We start from the raw sequence: 19,816 nt of genomic DNA, 5'->3' as shown, positions 1-19,816 counted from the left end.
AACTAACCAAAACTTTGGAGATTCAGTTCCCATCTTCCGGAATTTTAGCTTCTTCCGCAAGACGAACCATTTTTTCAATTTCTTTCACCAATGAGGCTACCAACTCTTCCACTGGTTCTGTTTTTCTTTGCCGGAGAGTCATCTCTTCCAGTTTCATCAGGCTACTAACCAACCGGGTCAACCCAAAATAGCGAAATGAGGGAATTGCCTTGTGTGCCCTTTTACCAATTTCGTTCCGGTTTTTGGTCTGAACCGCTGCCACCATCCCTTCAGAAGCCTCTTTTGCCCCGGAAATAAACGTATCAATCATCTGGTTAAAAAAAGCAATGTCCCCGCCCGATGTTTTTAACAAAAGAGAGGTATCAAACCTTTCAGATGTAATTCCGGTTTTGGAGGTTGAAACAGGAAAGGTGTCTTTCCCCAACACCGGAGGCTCCAAATCCAACAGGTTACAAATCTTGCTGTAAAGATTTTCTTCCCTGAAAGGTTTTACAATATAGCTGTCGAATCCGCTTCTTAAATATCTCTGAATATCATTTCTCATAATATTTGCAGTCACAGCCAACATTTTGACGTTTTTATTGGGGTTTGTTTCATCCATTTTTACCTTTTTCAGTACCTCTACTCCCGAAAGTTTGGGCATGTGGATATCCAGCAACACCAGGTCGAAAGGCTCCCTTCTCAACAACTCCAGCGCTTCCGCACCGTCAACAGCCAATTCATAGTCCACGTTCCAGTCTTTTAGGATTGATTCTCCGAGCAGGAGGTTATTCTCATCGTCGTCGGCATATAAAATACGCTTGCCTTCCAACAGGTTAAAAGTACCTCCGTAATCTTTCTCCTGCACTTCAGAAACATCAGCGTCCGTTTTTTCAAACGGAATAACGGCGAAAAACGTTGAGCCTTCCCCAGGCAAACTTTCCACACCCATTCTGCCACCAAGCAAATCCACCAGTTTTTTCACAATGGTAAGCCCCAGGCCGGCGCCTTTCCGTCTTTTTTCATTTCCAATTCCCGACTGGGCAAATTCATCAAAAATAAAATCCAAATCTTTCTTCGGAATACCTATTCCTGTGTCTTCCACTTCAAACCGCAAAAACACACGCTTTCGGATACTTTTCTCTTTTGAAACCCGGACACACACCCTTCCGTCATCGGTAAATTTAATCGCATTTCCTACAAGATTTGAAATAATCTGCTTCAGACGAAAGGGGTCACCCGCCACCACCTCCGGCACACCGGAATGAATAGAGTAAACAAACTCCAGGTCTTTCTCATTGGCACGGAATATAAGCGATTCACGCACATTCCGAATCAGTTCGTGGAGATTAAACGGCACTTTTTCAATATACACCTTTCCCATTCCAAGTTTGAAAAGGAAAAGCACTTCGTTGACAACCGAAAGCAAATGCTCCGATGACTGGCTGATCAATCGACTGAACTTTTTCTGTTTTGGCGTTAAATCGGTTTTATGAAGCAGATCGGTGAACCCGATAATAGCATTCAGGGGCGTCCTGATTTCATGGCTCATGCTAGCCAGAAAAAGGGATTTGGCCTTATCGGCTTCTTCCGCTTCACGCTTAGCCCGTAACAGATTTTTTTCGACCTCTTTCTCTTTTGTGACATCCTGGGAAATTAAGGCTCCTCCCACCACCTGTTTGTCAATGCCCCGTACCGGTGTGGCACTGATAAAATACACACGCCCTTTTATCCGCACCTCCCCTTCCGACAATTTACCGTCGAGTGCATTGCGGTAAAACGGGAAAAGACGTTTTCGGGTCTTTTCACCATACACCTCAAAAAGGGTTTTACCAATGAAATCGGCATTGGAAAGCCCCAGGCGTTCCTTTTCCCGCCCTCCCGACAAAACATGCCGGAATTGGGTATCGAAAAGATATACGTCCATTCCGGGAAGGTTTTCTATCAAAATTTCACGATAGTTTTCCAGCACGGTGGGCGTCTGACTGAAAAATACCATTCCGGCAGTGACTATCTCCTGTCCGGCGCTAAAGGAAATTTTCTCGAGCAGAAAATGTACCGGCAATAATAATCCGTTTTTTGAAATAATCTCAGCATAAAACGATTGCGGTTCCCCGGTTTCCAGCAACGACTCTGTCTTTTCCCGAAAATGGTCGAAACCTGCTGCATTAAAAAATGAACTTACTTCGGGGAGATCATCAATTTTTCCTGAACCGAATATATTTTCGTAGGATCCCACAAAACGAACCACCCGGAACTGTCGGTTGAAATAAAAAGCTGCATCCTGCTTTACCCCCTGATCATTAAGCTCCGTAAAATCTTCCTGTCCTTCGAGCCGGACAGTCTTAATCAGGTTGCTCAGCATTTCGAGCGACCGGTCGAGTTCGATCAGCTTCTCCAAACCGACATCCGCCCCTTTCAAACCCGAAATGAGCTTACTGATTTGATCCAGTTGCCTGTTCAAATATTCATTCATGCTTATAAAGGTAAAATGAAAAAGCGGATCTAAAAAGTGCTATCCTTTGTTATTTTTGCAAAGAACATCTAATCTGATATAAGAGAGAGCAACAAAAGTTTATACACATGAAATCATATTCACTCACTCTAAAACGAACCCAAATTCCTGTGCTGGCAGCACTTTTGCTGGTCCTCGCCTCCTGTACCGGAAATCCAAAAACAGAGAATCGTACCACTCCGCAAACCAAAAGCGCTGAACCGGGATGGGTTTCCCTTTTTGACGGGGAGACGCTGAATGGTTGGGAGGTAACCAACTTCGGCACGCAGGGACCGGTGCGTATTTCCGGCGGCAATATTGTGCTGGGGATGGGTGACGGCTGCACAGGCATCACCTGGACAGGCAATTTTCCCACCATAAATTATGAAGTGCAGTTGGAGGCAAAAAAAATAACCGGCAATGATTTTTTCTGCGGAATGACTTTCCCGGTTGCCGAGTCGTTCTGCTCCCTGATTATTGGCGGTTGGGGTGGCCCGGTGGTCGGGCTCAGTAATATCGACGGTTACGATGCTTCCGAAAATGAGACCCGAACATTAAAAAAATTTGAACACGACACCTGGTATCATATCCATCTGAAGGTTACGCCGGAAAAAATCGAAGCCTGGATAAACGAAGAGAAAATGGTGGACTTTGCCACCGAAAACCGGAAACTTTCCATCCGGCCCGAAGTAGAACTTTCCAAACCCTTTGGCATTTGCTCCTGGGTAACTACCGCGGCTTTACGAAATATTCAAGTAAAACCGGACTTACAAGCCGGGCACTAACACTTTTTGAAAATACCGAAGAATTAAATACAGCTAATTCAGTAAAACAATAATTTAACAACATGAAAAAGAAACAATGGTACGAAACCTTCTTTGAAAACTATGCGGAACATTATGAACGCGAAAGTTTTACAAAAGGTACAATGGGGGAATGCGATTTTATTGAGCAGGAGCTCCGGTTCGACAAAACATTGAAGATACTGGATGTTGGTTGTGGAACCGGCAGGCATGCCATCGAACTGACCAAACGGGGCTACTCCGTTACAGGGATAGACCTGTCGGAAGCACAACTTGCCAAAGCCCGCGAAAAAGCAAAAAGCCAGGGCCTTTCCATTGATTTTCAACAATACGACGCCAGAGACCTTCCATTCGTAAATGAATTTGATGTGGCCCTTATGCTTTGTGAAGGCGGATTCCCGCTGATGGAAACCGATGAAATGAACTTTGACATTTTGCAGAATGTAACAAAAGCGCTGAAAAATAAAGGGATATTCATCTTTACCACCCTGAATGGATTATTTGCCCTTTTTCATTCAGTGGAAAACTTTTTCGATACCACGACCACCGACGAAGGGAATGCGACTTATAGCAATAACACATTCAATCTAATGACTTTCCGCGATCATAATACCACGGCGTTTGTAGATGATGCGGGCAATAAAAAGACACTCGAATGCAATGAACGTTATTACGTTCCGAGTGAAATTACCTGGTTGCTGAAATCCCTCGGATATTTAGAAATTGACATTTACGGCGCCAGACTGGGTGCATTTTCGCGCAACGATAAACTGACGACCGAAGACTTTGAGATGCTGGTTATTGCCCAAAAAAATCAACCTACCTGAATATCCCCTCGCCCACTCCAATGGGAAGATCGAGCCAAAACCAAACAAACAGCAATACCACCCACATTATAAACAGGACCACCGCATAAGGCACGAGCAGAGACAGAATGGTGCCGATGCCTACATTTTTATCGTATTTTCTTACCCACCCGATGAGCAGCGGAAAATAAACATACAACGGACTGATAGCGTTGGTGATGGAATCTCCCACACGATACATCAGCTGAATAAAGGCCGGATTATACCCCAACTGTGCCAGCATGGGAATAAAAATGGGGGCAAAAATGGCCCACTTCGCCGAACCGCTGCCAATAAAAATATTCAGGAAGGCCACCAGAATCATGTACATAGTGAACATCAGCGGGCCGGTTAGCCCGGTTGACTGTAGAAACTCCGCCCCGTTAATGGCCAGAATAGTATCCAGACGGCTCCAGCTAAAAAGATTGATAAACTGCGCCACTACCAGCATCAGGACAATATAGCCCGAAAGATCCTTCATTCCCTGCTCCATAAATTTTAGCAGGTCGTCGGGTTTTGTAATGCTGCCCGTTATTTTTCCATACACGTACCCGGGAAGAGCAAAAAAGAAAAAGAGGATAGGTACCAGTCCGCGTAAAAACGGTGAAGGCACCACTCCGCCAGTTTCCTGATTACGCAATGGTGCATTGGCCGGAATTACCAACGCCGCAATTATTACGATATAAATCAACGTAACCAATCCGGCATATTTTAACCCTTTTCTTTCGGTAGCCGTTAGTTTGGGCGCCTCATCATACGACTCTACCGAACCGTCGCCCATGGCAAAACCCCGGGTGCGGGGAATGGTAAAACGTGAAGCGACAAACGCCCCTCCTATTCCAAGCAGCAGGGTAGAAATAATCATAAAATACCAGTTGGCTGTGGCGCTCACCTCCAGGGTGGGATCGAACTGCTGTACCACCTCGGTACTAATGCCCGCCAGAAGCACGTCGGTTCCGGCAATAAAAAAGTTGGCAGTAAATCCGGCAGTAGCACCGGCATACCCGGCAATAAGGCCTGCAATGGGATGCAACCCCATTTGCATGAATATTAACGCGGCAATGGGTGGTACAATTACCACTCCGGCATCGGAGCCGATGTTTCCGCACGCCCCAATAATAAAAATGACAGGTAAAACAATCTTACGCGGAACAGCAAATGCCATGGTACGCAATATAATGGTGAGCAGGCCGCTGCGTTCGGCTACCGAAACCCCCATCAACATTACCAGTACCAACCCGAACGGCGCAAAATGGGCAAAGTTGGTAACCATCTCCTCCAGAAAACGCCGCAACCCCCAACCCGAGATAAGGTTTTGCGGTGTTACTACTTCACCAGAACCGGGATCCACTGCACTGATTCCGGAAAAAGCAGCAACGGCACTCAGCACAATAATAAAACCAATAATCCATACAAACAGCCAGAACGGATGGGGCAGTTTATTCCCCAACTGTTCAATCCACTTCAATATACCTTTACTTTCCGACTGCAAATCCTTTCGCGATGTATCCTTTTGTTTTGCCATACAATTATATTTTGTTCCTTCAATTACCCCAAAATTCCTTTATTTGTTCTAAAAGCAAACGCACGAAAAATCGGGATTTTTTTTAAACCGAAAAAGGAAAATGATAAAAATCCAAAAAGATAGTGCCGGATTTTCACCGGTTCAGCAGAAATTCTAAAAAATAGACAGATACCGCGATCTTTAAAACGAATGAACCCGGATTTCAATATTATTAACGCCGGGTTGCAAACGAATGGAACCAAATGAGAGGTTTACCTTTTCTCCGTTAAGGGTTACCTCGTCCTGTGGAGAGAAATCCGATTCAAATTCAGCAACCATATTGGCCGGGAGTTCAATAGTAAACATCTTCAGGCGCTGATTTACCCGTTGAAATTCGCCGCGAATGGCTCCCTTAACAGTAGGCATTTTAATGGTGCTTTCTTTCAGATTACCCATTTGCGGACGGATGCTGACAACTCCAAATCCCGGCGTTTTGGGTTGAATTCCCCACAAAAACCGGGGAATAATATTGGCAGGAGCCGCCCCCCAGGCATGGTTCCAGTCGGAATTGGGTTTGTATTTCATATCCCAGGCCTCGAGGGTAATTGTTGACCCGATTTTAATCATGTTATACCAACTGCGGTCATGAGTGGCAGTCATCAGTTCCAGAGCATAATCTTCGTCACCGCCGTTGTATACCGCTTCCATCAGGAATTGAGCTCCATAAACACTGCATCCCATTCCGCGCGTTTTAAGGTATTCTGTCACACTTTTTTTGTAACTCCCGGGAACAATATCAAAAGCCAGTGGCAACATATTGGAGTGCACCGCCCCGTGGTCGGTACCAATACCATCCCGGTAATATCCCCCATCCGGATTAAACAATTTTTCGTTCATGGCCTTTTTAACTTTGGCTGCACGCAGCTTAAACTCCAGTTCTTCCTCCGGCTTGTCCAGTACCCGCGCAAACTCCGTCATAATTTTCAGGTTCTGGTAATAAAGACTGTTGATAACGGTATTTACCGGCTTAAAAACAAAGCCGTCGCGTTCTCCCTGCGGCCAGTCTTCAGGCAATTCCCATCCGGTATCTTTTTGAGCCGGCGGCCAGTCCACAATGTCTCTGATGCGTTGAGTAGTATCGGCGAAACCAAGCCTGGCCATAAATTCACCATTTAATTTCGAAGAAGATGTACTGATCAGGCCATCTTCATATTCCAGTTCCATCAGTGTTTTATGTTTAAGCGGCTCGTAATATTTTTCTATGAGTTCGGTATCTCCTGTGTACATGTAGTCCTGATAAAACATGAGCGCCACATGCAGTTGCCATTCCGTCGGCCAGGTAGGATGTTCCATAAAATACTCAATGGTTTGCCTAGCCATGGCATATTCCCGATCGGTGCAATAATGCCCCAACTGATTAATGTATGCATCGGCCTCATAAGGAATGCGCTCACGGTCGCCATCCACATACAGGCCAGCAAAGGAAGTGGCCTTCATACTGTATTTGCAAATATCCCACACCTGGTTTAAAATGGTATCGGAACTGGAGAAAGCACTTTGGGTATCGTCAAAGTAATAAAAGTAAGCTTTTTGAAGCACGTCCTCAGCCGAAATTTTCTGTGTTGCGTTGTCTATTTCGCAATACCGGAACGGAATCACCACATCAAAAGAATCAGGCAGTTGCACTGCCGCCTTCCCGGTGTTACGTTTATCAGGGGGTAATTGTACCGTATAATTCAATTTTCCGGGATGTACTTCCAGTTTCACTTCCTGAAAACGGATTGAGCCACCGGGCTCACGGTCGATACGGCCATCCAGCAATTTTTCTCCCAAGCGGATAATCAGTGTTTCTATGCGTTGGGCCTGGTATTTCAACTCCAGCGTTCCAAAAGCTGCTTTTCCAAAATCGATAAAATAGTTGTTTCCTGCGGTCGTTTTTATGGCAGCAGGCTTAATCCGCTCTACCTGGAAAAAATTCGCTGACGAAATAGTCCCTTTAAAATTGCCGGTTTGAAATGGCTGAGCTTTGGAGTACTCAGAAATCCGGTTATCCTGGTCAAAAATCCGCACCTTCCATAAATAACTTTTGTTTGGCTGCAACGGAATACCTCCATGTTCTATATTGGTTGAGTTCCCTGATTGTACCGGTTTACTGTCCCACACATCTCCGATGTTATTATCAATATTTTCCCGGGAAGAAGCCACCAGCACCTGGTAAGCTTTCTGAAAAACAGCTTCATCCGGAACTATCCAACTGTATTCAGGACGGATATCATTGATACTTGTTTTCTTTGGTTCCCGGATGTATTCTACCGTCAGGCCGGAAGGAATACCCGAAAATGGGTCTGCATATTTCCGGATCAGTTCGTCGCATTTATTTCGTAAATTCAGCAGCGTTTCACGGTAGCGGATTTCCCCTGCAAGGTTATTTGTTTCCCGGGGATCATCTTTAAGATAGTACAGTTCTTCGGTCGATTTATCATTCACATACCGCAAATATTTCCAGTCAGCCGTGCGTACCCCTTCACTGGGGGGAATATTTTCAAACTCCCATAAATGTTCCAGCAAAACGGTATCGCGCGATAATGATTTTTCCTTTCCTGAAACCAGGGGCATTAACGTTTTTCCGTGCCACGACTCCGGTTCTTCCACTCCGGCCAAATCGGCAATGGTGGCCGGAATGTCAATGTTCAGCGCCATCTCATCAACATCACGGTGTTTCCTGGCACGCGGGTCATACACAATAAGCGGTACACGGACAGAATTCTCATACATGAGCCATTTTCCTGCCAACTGACGCTCACCCAGGAATTGGCCGTTGTCACCCATAAGAATGATAACTGTATTCTCATCCAGCCCTCTTTCTTTCAGCTTCTTCCTGATTTTAGCAATTTCCAGATCGATCCCGTTGATCATGCGGTAGTATCCTTTAAGACTGTGCTGGTATTTTTCAGGTGTATCGTATCGCCAGTACCAGCGTGTGCGGTTAAACCCTTCGCGTACCGGGGCAGGCAACCGGTTAAACCAAGTATCTTCCGCCAAAGCAGGCCCCGGCATTTCCATGTTGCGAAACAAACGCCCCGGTTCTTCCTGCCAGAAATACTGCTCCGGGGCACCATCGTGGGCATGTGGCGCGCTAAAACTAAGCGACAGGCAAAAAGGTTTATCCGAAGGTGCCTCATCAATAAATTCCAGGGCTTTCTCCCCGGTGTAACGGGTTAAATGGACAGTATCTCCATCTAACATTTTGTAGTAATATCCGCGGTAATCCTTAAAACGGTTGTTCCGATCGTAATCTTCCATTACATCAAAAAGCGCCACGTTTCCCGGATAGTTTACCCCAAACTTTCCGAAAAAACCCGTATAATACCCGGCATCTTTCAGCAACTTCGGATAAGACGCTTCCATGTATTCATTACGAATGGGGCCAGTCTGGAAAGTATATTTATGGGTTCGTTCATACAAGCCGCTGAAAATACTAGCCCGGCTGGCTGAGCAAATAGGAGTGGTTACCATCCCCTGGCTAAAATATGCCCCCGCCTCTGCCAGTTTATCCATTTCCGGGGTATGGATAACTTTATTTCCGGCATATCCCAGGGCATCCCACCGCTGATCATCGGTCAGAATAAAAATGATATTGGGCCTTTTTACTTTTCCACGTTCTTTTTTAGCCTGAACGGTCTGAGTACCGAAAAAAATATAAAGAGTTAAAAGCAACAGGATGTATCTTTTCTGTTTCATAAGTCTGTATTTTATGCGGCCCACTCCTCCATGAACTAAGAAACCAGTCATTCACCGATGCGTACACAATCTATACCCCGGGCATGGGCTGTTTTATTCTATTTATTTTTATCTTTTACTTTAATATGTCAGCAAAAAAGTAAAAACCAACTGTTTTTGTATCCCGTGGTTACCCGCATCATTTTGCCTTCATTTTAACCGGTTTTGCGAAATCCTCTTCCATATTATAAGGCAACATCCAAATATCTCCGTTAAAATCGCCAAAGTAAAGTTGCGATTTACTGAACTCGTGAGAATGCCCATCGGCCCAGAAAAAACAAAACGGCGGTTTATAATCTAGCGGGCGACGTACATAGGAATGACTGAACTCACTTTTCCGGGTAAGCTTTTTCGCCCGCTTCCAGGTTTTTTCTTCGTTTGTTGAACGCCAAACCTCCAGTTCGCCTCCCACCCCCCACTTTTGCGGTCCGGGCTGGGTGGGCCCCACTACTTTCCAGTCTTTTTCTAAAATGTACAAACTTCCCATATCGTAATTATGATCCGATTCGGTAACAACTGTTGTCAACCATTTTGCTCCATTCCAACGGGTAATGCACCATTCATAAGGGGCGCTTACCGGTCCCGGCTCGTGACCATTACTACGGATATAAAGGAATGCAGGGTAACCTTCCTGGTCAAACCCCATATCTTTTACATAAATATTTTTCCCTTGCGACTGGTAATCGATAACACGTGCCGGATTATCGCGCTGCAGCAGCGGAACCGGCATTGGTTCTCCCTGCACATTGGTCCAGGTTTGCCCTAAATCACTGCTTTCAATATAGTAGATATCGGTTCGTTTATCCACATCCCCATCGGGATGGCGGTTAAAAAAAGTCCCCACCTTTTCCCCGTTAAAACAGGCGCTGGTTTGATAGTGCCCCGATTTTTCACCTTCGTGCACGGGAATAGCAGCCAAAAGCCGGTCTTCCGTCCAGGTTAAACCATCGGTACTGGATTCAAAATACAACTGCCTGACTCCGCTATATTTGGTAAAAAGATGCAGGAAACCTTCACGGGTATTCCAGGGTTGCGGGTAGGTCATTTCCTCTTCGGTAACCTGTTCAAACCGATTGATAGAAAATGGTTCGGCACTTCTGAATTTATACCCCATCCGCCTGACATTTCGCCCACTGATAAAAACCCAGATATAGCCGTCGTCATCTATCATCAGTGACGGGTTATCATGCGGATCGTTCACTCCCTGTTTGTCGTAAACCACTGTTGGTCGGGAAACCTTTCCGGTTTTGTGATCGAACTCGCCAATCATACAAAGCAGGTAGCGTTCGTTTTCTGATGTTGTCCCGCCATACACAAAAAAAGTTTTATCCACCTCCTTTGCATAAACAGCCAACGGAACATGTTTGGCGGTGTATGTTCCCAAAGCGCCCGAATATTTATCCCCGTATTCATATTTTTGGTTCAGTTCAAACCAGATTCCCCGGTAGCCATCGAACTTTGTGCTGTTTAACGACTGACTATTTGCAATAAAAACGGACGATAATAAAATGCCTGTAATTACAATAAGCTTTTTCACATTCTCTGCCATTTTAAAGAGGAACAGTTACTACCCGTTCTTCATTCCTTTCATTGATGACCTTTACTTTTATTTCTTTTGAAGATTCCGAAATAATTTCAGCCCGGACACCTGTTTCAACCTTTTCCGAAGGGAATAATACCCAAACAAATTTACTGTCCGATTCAACTTTGGTAGTATAAACGGAAGCCACATTGGGCTTATATTTGTTGTACTCTTTGCTGTACCATCCCTGAATTTCAGGATTTTCCTGTCCCTTCACAAAATTCACCTCCCATTTTTGATTACCTGCCGGAATAATCTGCAAATTTCCCCTTTTATTTTGAGTTGAAACGTTATTTCCGTTAAGATGAACCTCGCAATCCGGATGCCAGTGCCAGAGCGCTTCAACTTTCCGGGGCCGGTCCGTAGCAACTTCATCTACCACAACCCAAAAATTACCCCGGTCATAGTATAGCCTGCGTGTGTGTGTACATTCGCCTTCCACATCGATAAATTTGCTGAATGCGCCCCAGGCATAATCATATTTGCCGGTAATCAGCCTGTGTTTCTCAGATAACGGCTTCTCTGTCTTCCGCGGCCCCGGTTCCTGTCCTTTTCCGTCAATAAGCAGCACATTATGCCCCTGGCTTCCACGCGCATATCCGCGGAATTTTTCCGCTACTTCGCCCGTATAGGCAAACCGGCCGGCATCTACCAGTAAATCGCGCCCGTAGGCAGCAATGGAAATATGCAGTTTGTCGCTGTGCTGATGGCCGCTACCCCACGGTCCGACATCAAAAAAGGACCAGTGCGCATCCGCATCAAAACCACTCCGTGAAATCAATTGCCCGGCCCATGGAAAAAAGTAAGACGGCCCCTTTTCAGGTGCTTTGCCACTTTGACCATTTGAAGCAATAAATTCCCAGTCGTGACGATTATAGGCAGCCGCGGCATCCAGAATTCTATTTCTGTTGTAATCCAAATCCCCGTCGTTATTCAGAATCCCCGTGCCATTAGGTCGAACGGTCTGCGCCAAATAATTCTGCATAAGTTCCAGATTTTTCAGGTAATAGTCGGGAAGCTGGCGATTGGCATGGTCACAAATTTGCTTGAACAGTTCAAAGTTTGAAAGAGAGACAATATGGTAATGCGAAGTTAACTCAGCCTGTACGCCATCAGGATAAACCTGCTCCTTCATACTCTCTATCATGGTTTCGATGGAATATGCCAGCCACTCTTCCGATTTTTTGTATTCCGGAAAGTTGGTGGCAACAGTTGCCAGCGCTGAAATTTCCATGGTTAACCAATTGCTTCCGGCATGAAAATTCCGGTTGTAATGGGCATGATCAGGTAAACTGCTTAACATCAAAAGTTGGGTAGCAGGCGAAATATATTCGCTGTTTAACAATCCGTAAAAAATACGGCTCCAAACTTTCGCACGAGCGGCAACTTCAAGTCCACGCCAAACCGATGTACTGCTTTTCACCCCCGGGTAGGGCATACTTTTAATGATAAAGTCACGCAAAAAAAGATCAATATGTCTGGCATACTTCGGATTTCCGGTTTCAAAATAAACTCCAAGCACATGGCTTATCTGGCTGTGCCGGTTGGAAAGCCACGCCCATTCACGATCGTTGTTTGGCCCCTTATAATACCAGTCGCGGTGGCCATCGTCGCCCCAGGGAACCTGTCCCCTCACATTTTGAATCACAAATACATTTTCTAAGATGGTATCAGCTGCTGCATTGGTTTGTCCCGTTGCTGCAGGTTGGGATTTTCGCAAATGCAATGCATTTTCGCTGTTTTTGTAATAGCTGAGAAGATACTCACAGGCTTCTGTCAAATTTCCCTTTTCCTGCGCAGCCTTCACTTTTTCCAGTCCCGGATAGTCCAGGTTAAATTCTCCCAGCATCCTTTTCATTTCATCCGGATACGCCCTGCAGACATCTTCAACTGATTTAATTTCCTGCCATTTTTGAGCTGAGAGCATTCCTGAAATTATCAGAAAAGCAAATAATAGGTAAATACTTTTTGTTTTCATTTTTCCAGATCCTTTTTTGTTATAAAATTATTTGTTTTTCTCCATTCTGTATAGGTACAAATTGCTCGGTTCCGGCCATGGCTCAGGACGTGGCCTGTCGCGGTTTCGGCTCAGGGTTTCCCATTTTAACAGGTACCTGAATTTTTTTTCGCCGCTGTCTCCAATATCTCCGGAAACAAGCACCTGTAACCCGGGAAATTCACCTTCTGGTTTCATTGTTTCTCCAAAAGGTTGTGGCTTCAGCACTTTACCCATAGGATCAAAATTTTCATTTAACAGGATTGTTCCAAAACCATATTTAATATGCCAGTAATCTACTTCATAGTTTTTGTCTTCCCGCTGCCGGAAACCCTTTAATAGTATCTCTTTATTAATACTTCCGTTTCCTGAAAAAAACCAGCGGTAGTCCCATTCTGTAATGGGTTTATAACTCCATTCTTTTCCGTTGGGCCGTGCAATGTAAAATTGCGTGTTTCCCTGGTCATCAAATTTATGGTACACAAAAACCGGATTGTTTTCTTTGTCCAGAATAAGCCTTGCAGCCAGATTAATAATTCCCCCTTCAACCGGAACCGGATCTACAATCAGCGACTTGTTATCCAAAGTGGCGGGCAGATTAACCTTTTCGCCAAATGCATTGAACCAGTTTTTCAAATCAGGGCTTTTCATGTAGGAAAGATCGTGGTTGGTCGAACAATCCGGCGTGTCGCGCCAAACCCAGTACACATGGTACCAGTTGTCTTTCATCAGTGTGGGCTGCGACTGGTAGGCATTCATCAAGCCCTGACCATCAGTAAGGGGAGTATCGAGTAGCCTGCTCCAGGTTTTGGTTTCGGTATTGTAAATGTTGTAAATTTCATTTCCATCTCCACTTCCGCCATCGCGGTAATGAAAAAGTAATTCTCCTTCGCGATCATTCATAAACTTTGGATAGGTACATCTTTTTTCTTCCGTCCCCACCATTTCCATTACCTGGTTCAATGTAGAAATATCATTGGGCCGGGTACTTCTGAAGTAAGTAAGCGGATGCACATGCATGTTCCCGGAGAGATGAATAAAGCCTTCTTTGTCTACGCCAAGCGTTACCGAATTGTGACTGTCCCAGTTAAGCACAGTACTGGTACCCCCATGAGTTTCCCGGGAAGTCGCCGGCATTATGTGCAACTGAAATTCAAGTTCATTCAAATTCCGCTGGCCCACTACTAAATTTCTGTTGGCATTATAGTAGGCAATATACTGCCGGTCTGCATGGGTCAACAGGCAAAACCCAACCGGATGCCCTGCCCATACACTGTCAATTTTAATGGTTTGAACAATGGTTTCAGTGTTATCCGTTTCGTCAATAACAACAGGCTGGTGTGGGCCTGACTGTGAACAAGCTGCTACAAACAAAATGGACAAAGAAAAAATTAAAATGTGTGGTATTCTTCTCATAATAAAAATTTTTCGATACAAAGAGATGTTACGTTCTTCTGACACTTTTCAGGTGAATATATGCCCCATTCACAATCCCCAATTAAAACGATTGCATAAAACGTTTCCGGCACCAGCAATAAATCGCGTCTAAGAAAACCAAAAATATTTTTATCGTCAAAAAAATTATAAATTAATGGTTACACTGGCGCCGGTGTAATTATCTTCCGGAAGGTCAATGGAAATATGTGTCATGCCTGTAGTTTCATTCCAAACCGTGCTAAAATTTTCGCTGCCCTTATCAATGCGTAAAGAAACGGAAAGATTGAAACGCGCCAGTTCCCGGTTAGGGTCGGGAACCGAAATTTCGCTAATCCGGCCGTCATTCATTTTCAACATAACAATTCCCGGCTAATCTCACTTTAATTGTCTCTTTTCCATCTTCAATCGTCCAGGCCGGAATACGAATCTCGAGCCGTTTGAGCCCCTCTATCTGACGATCGAGTTTAAGTGGCGCCGGGTCCAGAGAAACAACGGAAACCATCAGTTCCGGATGCGAAAGATTTTCCAGGTTAAGGGTTTGTCCGTCTTGTTTCAGGATTGCACCACCATCTACAATTTCCACATCGGCAGTTGTCAGCATCTGCCAGGTCACCAGTTTGGTTTCATCCGATGTTTCAATATAATCTTCAATTACCAAAGAAGTTCCGCTGTCTTTCAGGAACCTTCTCCGGGCACTTTTCAGTTGCCCTTCAAAAGTTGGAGTCAGGTCAATAGTTGCTTCCGGGATTTCCTCCTCTTTAAAATCGACAATGGTGGCCAGTCCCTTTACTATATGCAACTTATCATTCACGGTAAGCGTACTGTGCCCGAAGTTATTTTTGGTAAGCAGGGTCCAGCGTTCACACTCCTGACACCCTCCCCAAAGGTCGAATCCGGTTTTTTCCAGATCGTAGTAACTCTGATTACCCGGATCAATTACCCAACGAACACCGTTCAGTTCAAAAATAAAAGAACCGCCGTCCATATTTCCATGATTTACAGCACCGCGACCACCTTTGCCCCCAAAATAATACTGATGTGGGTCATTTTCCCCACCGGAAAAGATAACAATCGGGTTGGCACCTCCGCCCTTCCAGGCAGTGGGAACCTTTTCTTTTCCGGTTTCCTCAAACTGAGCCAGCCACACCAAAGCTGCTCCTGTCAGACGCGATAATCTCCCCATCTTTTCGGCAGGAGTCAAAAACCGCTCCCTTTCAAAAAAGGTTTTGTTCCCGGTTTTGGCAGCAAACCAGGCCAGGGTAATGTCACCCTGTTCACTACGCTGACTACTGCAATCGGCAAAATTGTAATACCATCCGGAAGGAGCAATCATTAATACTTTGTACAAAGCGCTTTTTTTAAATGCTGGATATTCAAAATGACCAAAATCGGTATTGAATGCACTTTCAAGCATGGCTGCAGTTATAACCGAAAAGCCGGTTCCATAACCCCAATAGGAAGCTCCCTCGGGATAAACGCCGTCAGGGCCATATTCAACCAGTGCATGAGGCAGGCCATCGAGTGCACGCCAGATTGTTTTTGCAGCCAGTTCCGGTTCTTCATCCGCTATGGCTATAGAGGCGGCAATCATACCCCCGTTACACACCTGGTTCCAGTTATTGGTTCCGTATGCCCACCAGGGATTCTTTCCATTTTCGGACCAACTTGGTTTTATTCCTTTTTCTATTATTGCCGTTTTTGCCAGCTCAATGGTTGGCTTGGGCAGTTTCCCGGCGGTCCAGTCGAGCGCAATAGCCACAGCCATTGACATTTCCGCCACATCGAGAAAGTGCGACGGATTCCAGTCTGAAAAATTACAAACAGCTACCACTTCATCGTTGATCCGTTTCAACACCTTCGGATCTTTATCTATTCGATAAACCATCCCCAGCATATTCATGCGGTAAAGCATCTCGCGGGATACAGAAAGTAGCCTTCGACCAATTTTGATACGTTCCAGAAACGGTTCTTGCTGAATTCTTTCTGCGTTTAACTGAATGGCTTTATACATGTTCTGAACCACCGGATCGGTTTTCAGCTTATTCTTAAGATTCCGTTCTGTGACTGCGTTCAGCACCAGACGTGGCTGAGACTTCCGCAGGTTCTTTTTTAGGTATTGCACTGACATAGGATTGTCGAGCTTTGGAAGTTCCTCCTCCGGAAATGAAGTATTCGTTCCGGCAGTAGCTAAAGTTGTGGTTAGTGTCAAAAAACATAACAAACTAACCAGGAGATTCATTTTTGTTATCATTTTAATTGGTTTAATTCTCTCAACAATAATAAACAATAAAAAAGAAACCGAAGAAACATCCGGGATGAAAAAGGATTTGGGAAATTGATATTAAAAGATTTTTTCGTAAATTATCGAAACAAAAAATGTAAAGAAAATATTGGATTACATTTTACCACTCATTAAATTCAAAGAAAATGCCTTTATCTCAATTCTTCAACAACCTGTGGGACAACATCAGACAATCCCCCACTTTTGTTCCTACCTACATCGAATTTTCGGCAAATCAAACAGATGAACCGGCTCTGTTCTCAACGAAATTCGATGACCGCCGGCACTATTTTATGGTAAGCGTAAGCGAGATGTTTTTATCTTACAACCGTCTTTGGCATCAGAACTTTTCGCCCATGGTTTTTTCAGTATGCAATTTCAAATACAACGGTGAAACACTTGAAATTCCATATATAATCGGACCCTCACACCTGAAAAAATTTGAACAAAGACTCCCCAAAGGCATGTTATTCTTAAACACGCCGGTGGTAGGAGTTCATCCGTGGCGGGGTGGTAACCTTTCGCTGAGTATTATTCTTTGCCGGGTAAAAGAAACCAACAACATTGAAAAAGTTTTGAGTGTCGTTGAAGATGTATCAAACAGTCTTGATTTTTCCGCAGGACTCGAAAGCTATACAAAGGTCGGGCGAGTGGTGCTCAAGGGATTTGATTCGCTGTTGGGATTTGAACAAACCAGTCCCCTGTTGGGCATCAACAACAATTTTGGACAGGCTTCCGGCAATCCTTTCCGTCCGGGATACTATGCACTGGTTCAGGGAGAAAACCTCGACAAAAATAAATTTTGGGTAAAAAACAAACGGCTCTGTTACGGTGATAGCCTCGACACGGCGCAATCTTACCGTGATGATGATTTTGTATTGTTCCGAATCGGAATTTCGGAGGACCGGAAAGATGAAGAGTCGCTTTCGTTTTACAAACAATATACAAGTATATATGAATACATCAGAAACCAGTCAGAACTCAGCGAGAACCAACTCCTCAACCTGAAGTCACGACTCCGCCAGCTGGCGGTGGACATCAGACTAAGTCCTGATCTTACAACGCTGCAGGCCGACAGAATCTGGAAAGAGAAAAAGGAAGAAATCGAAAGCTTTGTGGACATGCTGACCAAACTGGACGGCAGCGACGAAGAAATAAGGATAAAAAGTATGAAGATGGACCCCATCGATCAAATTATGGATGAAGCAGCCGGACAATTAAATTTTTAACAGGGGCAACGACTTTTTAAGGTATGGCAAATTTTTATATCAAGTTCTTAAAACGGAACAATGAAACCAAGGTAGGGTGGCGGCCCGATTCGCGAAAGTCGTTTTTTTATGCAGATACCATCCGGGAGGAAGTGCGCGACAGACGTATTGTGAGCATCCTGCGGAAATACCTCGACATGGAATTTGAAGCCGGGCAGTTGTCGGTTTTTAACCGGAAAGATTTCGAGGCGTTGGGTGAGTTGCTTTTCGACCTTATTTTTACCAAAGAAAACCTGATAATCGAATTTGAAGACTGGTATTCCAGCGCGCTAAAAGACGAAGAAGGGGCAGATGCATATAATATTTTTCTCGAATTTGACCTTGAACCGGAATTTGACGATCTGGCCATCCTTCCCTGGGAATACATTCATTACCGCCCCAAAACCAAAGGGTTAATAATAGATGAGCCCTTTTTTGCTGCCAGTTTTGGAAAAAAAATCAACTTCTACCGCAAAATCCCTTTTACTTTTGTGGATTCACGCGACGAACAGCTATCTGAAATTGAATACCCTCTGAAAATTCTACTTATCATTTCGGACCCGACGGAAAAGCCATTGAAAAAGCGGAACGAATTGCTCCTGTACTTCAAGGAACTTAAAGACAACTATCCCGAAGAGGAAACCCTGCAAATCAAATATCTATACCAGCCAAACCCCGACCAGGATTTTTTCAAATCAGAACTAAACAACGGGCAGGCCGGGGCATCAGAAATCTATTCACTGGAAAATGAACTGGGCGACAAAATAGGTAAACACGACGCATCTTTTTCTCCCCATATTATTCATTTTATTGGCCACGGTTTTGTAAAAGACAAAAACGGAATGCTGATTTTTTCGGAGGAAGATAAAACAAGGGGTGGTTTGTTTTTAAAAAAGCCGGTAACTGATATTAAATTTTCCAATTGTATCAAAAATTCACGGCTCGAACCCAAGCTGGTCTTTCTCCAGGTTTGCAACGGGGGCAGAATTGTGGATTACCTCAATAAAAACGGCATTGCGTCGCGGCTGCTGGAAAAACAAATACCTTTTGTTATTGCCATGCAAAACCCGGTACAGGAAGATCATGCACTGAAATTTACCGAGACATTTTACAACCATTTTTTGAAAGGCGCCAATATTGGCACCTGCGTTTCAGCCGGAAGGTTTGAATTGGGCGGACAAGGTGAATTTAACCAAAAAGCTTTCGGGAGCCCGGTGTTATTTACTTATGTTGATTTTCCACTGAAATTGAAAAGTCACGATGCCCAAAGCCCTCCCCAAAGGGAAACAAGGGAAGAAATAACAACCAAGTTTTGTAATAATCCCGGATGCCCCTATTATAGAGACGAAGCCCGCTATACTCCGCTGGACAAATTATGTTCCAGTTGCGGACAGCAGTTGGTTACTAAGAAAAAAGAATTTTATGAAGAACTCACTATGGCGCGTTCCGGTCAGCCGGAGGTAGCTGTTCAAAGAATGGGGCGCGAAAGTAAATCACCCGAACCCGTTTCCTCTTCTGCCCCTAATGAAAATGGCAGGGGAATGGCGGGCCCCAACAACGGAAACGGAAGGTTTTTACGACAATCTCAACAATGGTCGCCAGCGTTGTTTAAAATAAAAGGAGAATTGCACCTCGCCATTGACAGCAACATCGGAAATGCACTGGAACTTTTTCAATCATACGTAACAATAGACATTTACGCCAGAAAACTTAAAAATACGGAGGAAATGTACACAACCTGCCTGAATACCAACACTCTCCGCGAGAAAGCAGAAGAGATAAAAGCTTTTCTTCACCGGCTTTCTGATGAATTGACAGAAAACGATATTAAACCCGGATACCTGCAATAAAAAATGGATAGCAACGAA

The 19,816-nt window shown here is 44.5% G+C and carries 12 protein-coding genes; 4 read left to right on the top strand and 8 right to left on the bottom strand.

Going from position 1 to position 19,816, the window contains the following annotated elements:
• Window positions 1-22 precede the first annotated feature (22 nt).
• Window positions 23-2,455: an ATP-binding protein gene (locus tag D1164_RS19865; protein WP_119351658.1), complete on the bottom strand. Its 2,433-nt coding sequence runs from the start codon at window positions 2,453-2,455 to the stop codon at window positions 23-25.
• 107 nt (window positions 2,456-2,562) lie between these two features.
• Between D1164_RS19865 and D1164_RS19860 the strand changes: the two genes are divergently transcribed.
• Both D1164_RS19860 and D1164_RS19855 read left to right on the top strand, forming a co-directional pair.
• Window positions 2,563-3,258: a 3-keto-disaccharide hydrolase gene (locus D1164_RS19860; RefSeq protein ID WP_119351657.1), complete on the top strand. Its 696-nt coding sequence runs from the start codon at window positions 2,563-2,565 to the stop codon at window positions 3,256-3,258.
• A gap of 62 nt (window positions 3,259-3,320) precedes the next feature.
• A complete protein-coding gene (locus tag D1164_RS19855; RefSeq protein ID WP_119351656.1) occupies window positions 3,321-4,103 on the top strand; it encodes a class I SAM-dependent methyltransferase in 783 nt (260 codons plus the stop codon).
• Here D1164_RS19855 and D1164_RS19850 read toward each other — a convergent pair.
• From D1164_RS19850 to D1164_RS19815, 7 genes are all read right to left on the bottom strand, one after another.
• Window positions 4,096-5,646 (bottom strand): AbgT family transporter, encoded by a 1,551-nt coding sequence (locus tag D1164_RS19850; RefSeq protein ID WP_119351655.1) that lies wholly within the window; start codon window positions 5,644-5,646, stop codon window positions 4,096-4,098. The two genes, D1164_RS19855 and D1164_RS19850, sit on opposite strands and share 8 nt — an antisense overlap.
• Window positions 5,647-5,826: 180 nt before the next feature.
• Window positions 5,827-9,366 carry a family 78 glycoside hydrolase catalytic domain gene (locus tag D1164_RS19840; RefSeq protein ID WP_119351701.1) on the bottom strand — a complete coding sequence of 1,180 codons (3,540 nt, stop codon included), beginning with the start codon at window positions 9,364-9,366 and terminating at the stop codon, window positions 5,827-5,829.
• Window positions 9,367-9,544: 178 nt separating this feature from the next.
• A complete protein-coding gene (locus tag D1164_RS19835) occupies window positions 9,545-10,954 on the bottom strand; it encodes a BNR-4 repeat-containing protein (RefSeq protein ID WP_119351653.1) in 1,410 nt (469 codons plus the stop codon).
• 1 nt (window position 10,955) lies between these two features.
• Window positions 10,956-12,965 (bottom strand): alginate lyase family protein, encoded by a 2,010-nt coding sequence (locus D1164_RS19830; protein ID WP_119351652.1) that lies wholly within the window; start codon window positions 12,963-12,965, stop codon window positions 10,956-10,958.
• Window positions 12,966-12,992: 27 nt separating this feature from the next.
• The gene (locus D1164_RS19825; protein WP_119351651.1) at window positions 12,993-14,399 is read right to left on the bottom strand and encodes a BNR repeat-containing protein; all 1,407 of its coding nucleotides are present in this window, start codon (window positions 14,397-14,399) and stop codon (window positions 12,993-12,995) included.
• A gap of 165 nt (window positions 14,400-14,564) precedes the next feature.
• Complete coding sequence (locus D1164_RS19820) at window positions 14,565-14,768, bottom strand: hypothetical protein (RefSeq protein WP_147372238.1); 204 nt, start codon at window positions 14,766-14,768, stop codon at window positions 14,565-14,567.
• Window positions 14,761-16,671 carry a heparinase II/III domain-containing protein gene (locus tag D1164_RS19815; RefSeq protein ID WP_119351700.1) on the bottom strand — a complete coding sequence of 637 codons (1,911 nt, stop codon included), beginning with the start codon at window positions 16,669-16,671 and terminating at the stop codon, window positions 14,761-14,763. The genes D1164_RS19820 and D1164_RS19815 overlap by 8 nt, the downstream gene beginning before the upstream one ends.
• 176 nt (window positions 16,672-16,847) lie before the next feature.
• Here D1164_RS19815 and D1164_RS19810 point away from each other — a divergent pair, with 176 nt between their 5' ends.
• Together D1164_RS19810 and D1164_RS19805 are read left to right on the top strand one after the other, a co-directional pair.
• Window positions 16,848-17,930: a hypothetical protein gene (locus D1164_RS19810; RefSeq protein ID WP_119351649.1), complete on the top strand. Its 1,083-nt coding sequence runs from the start codon at window positions 16,848-16,850 to the stop codon at window positions 17,928-17,930.
• Window positions 17,931-17,953: 23 nt separating this feature from the next.
• A complete protein-coding gene (locus tag D1164_RS19805) occupies window positions 17,954-19,798 on the top strand; it encodes a CHAT domain-containing protein (RefSeq protein WP_119351648.1) in 1,845 nt (614 codons plus the stop codon).
• Window positions 19,799-19,816 lie beyond the last annotated feature (18 nt).

The sequence above is a fragment of the Mariniphaga sediminis genome, from assembly GCF_003573545.1.
GTDB classification, from domain to species: Bacteria; Bacteroidota; Bacteroidia; order Bacteroidales; family Prolixibacteraceae; genus Mariniphaga; species Mariniphaga sediminis.
The sequence above is the reverse complement of the archived record's forward strand: the minus strand, read 5'-3'. Positions and strand labels throughout refer to the sequence as shown.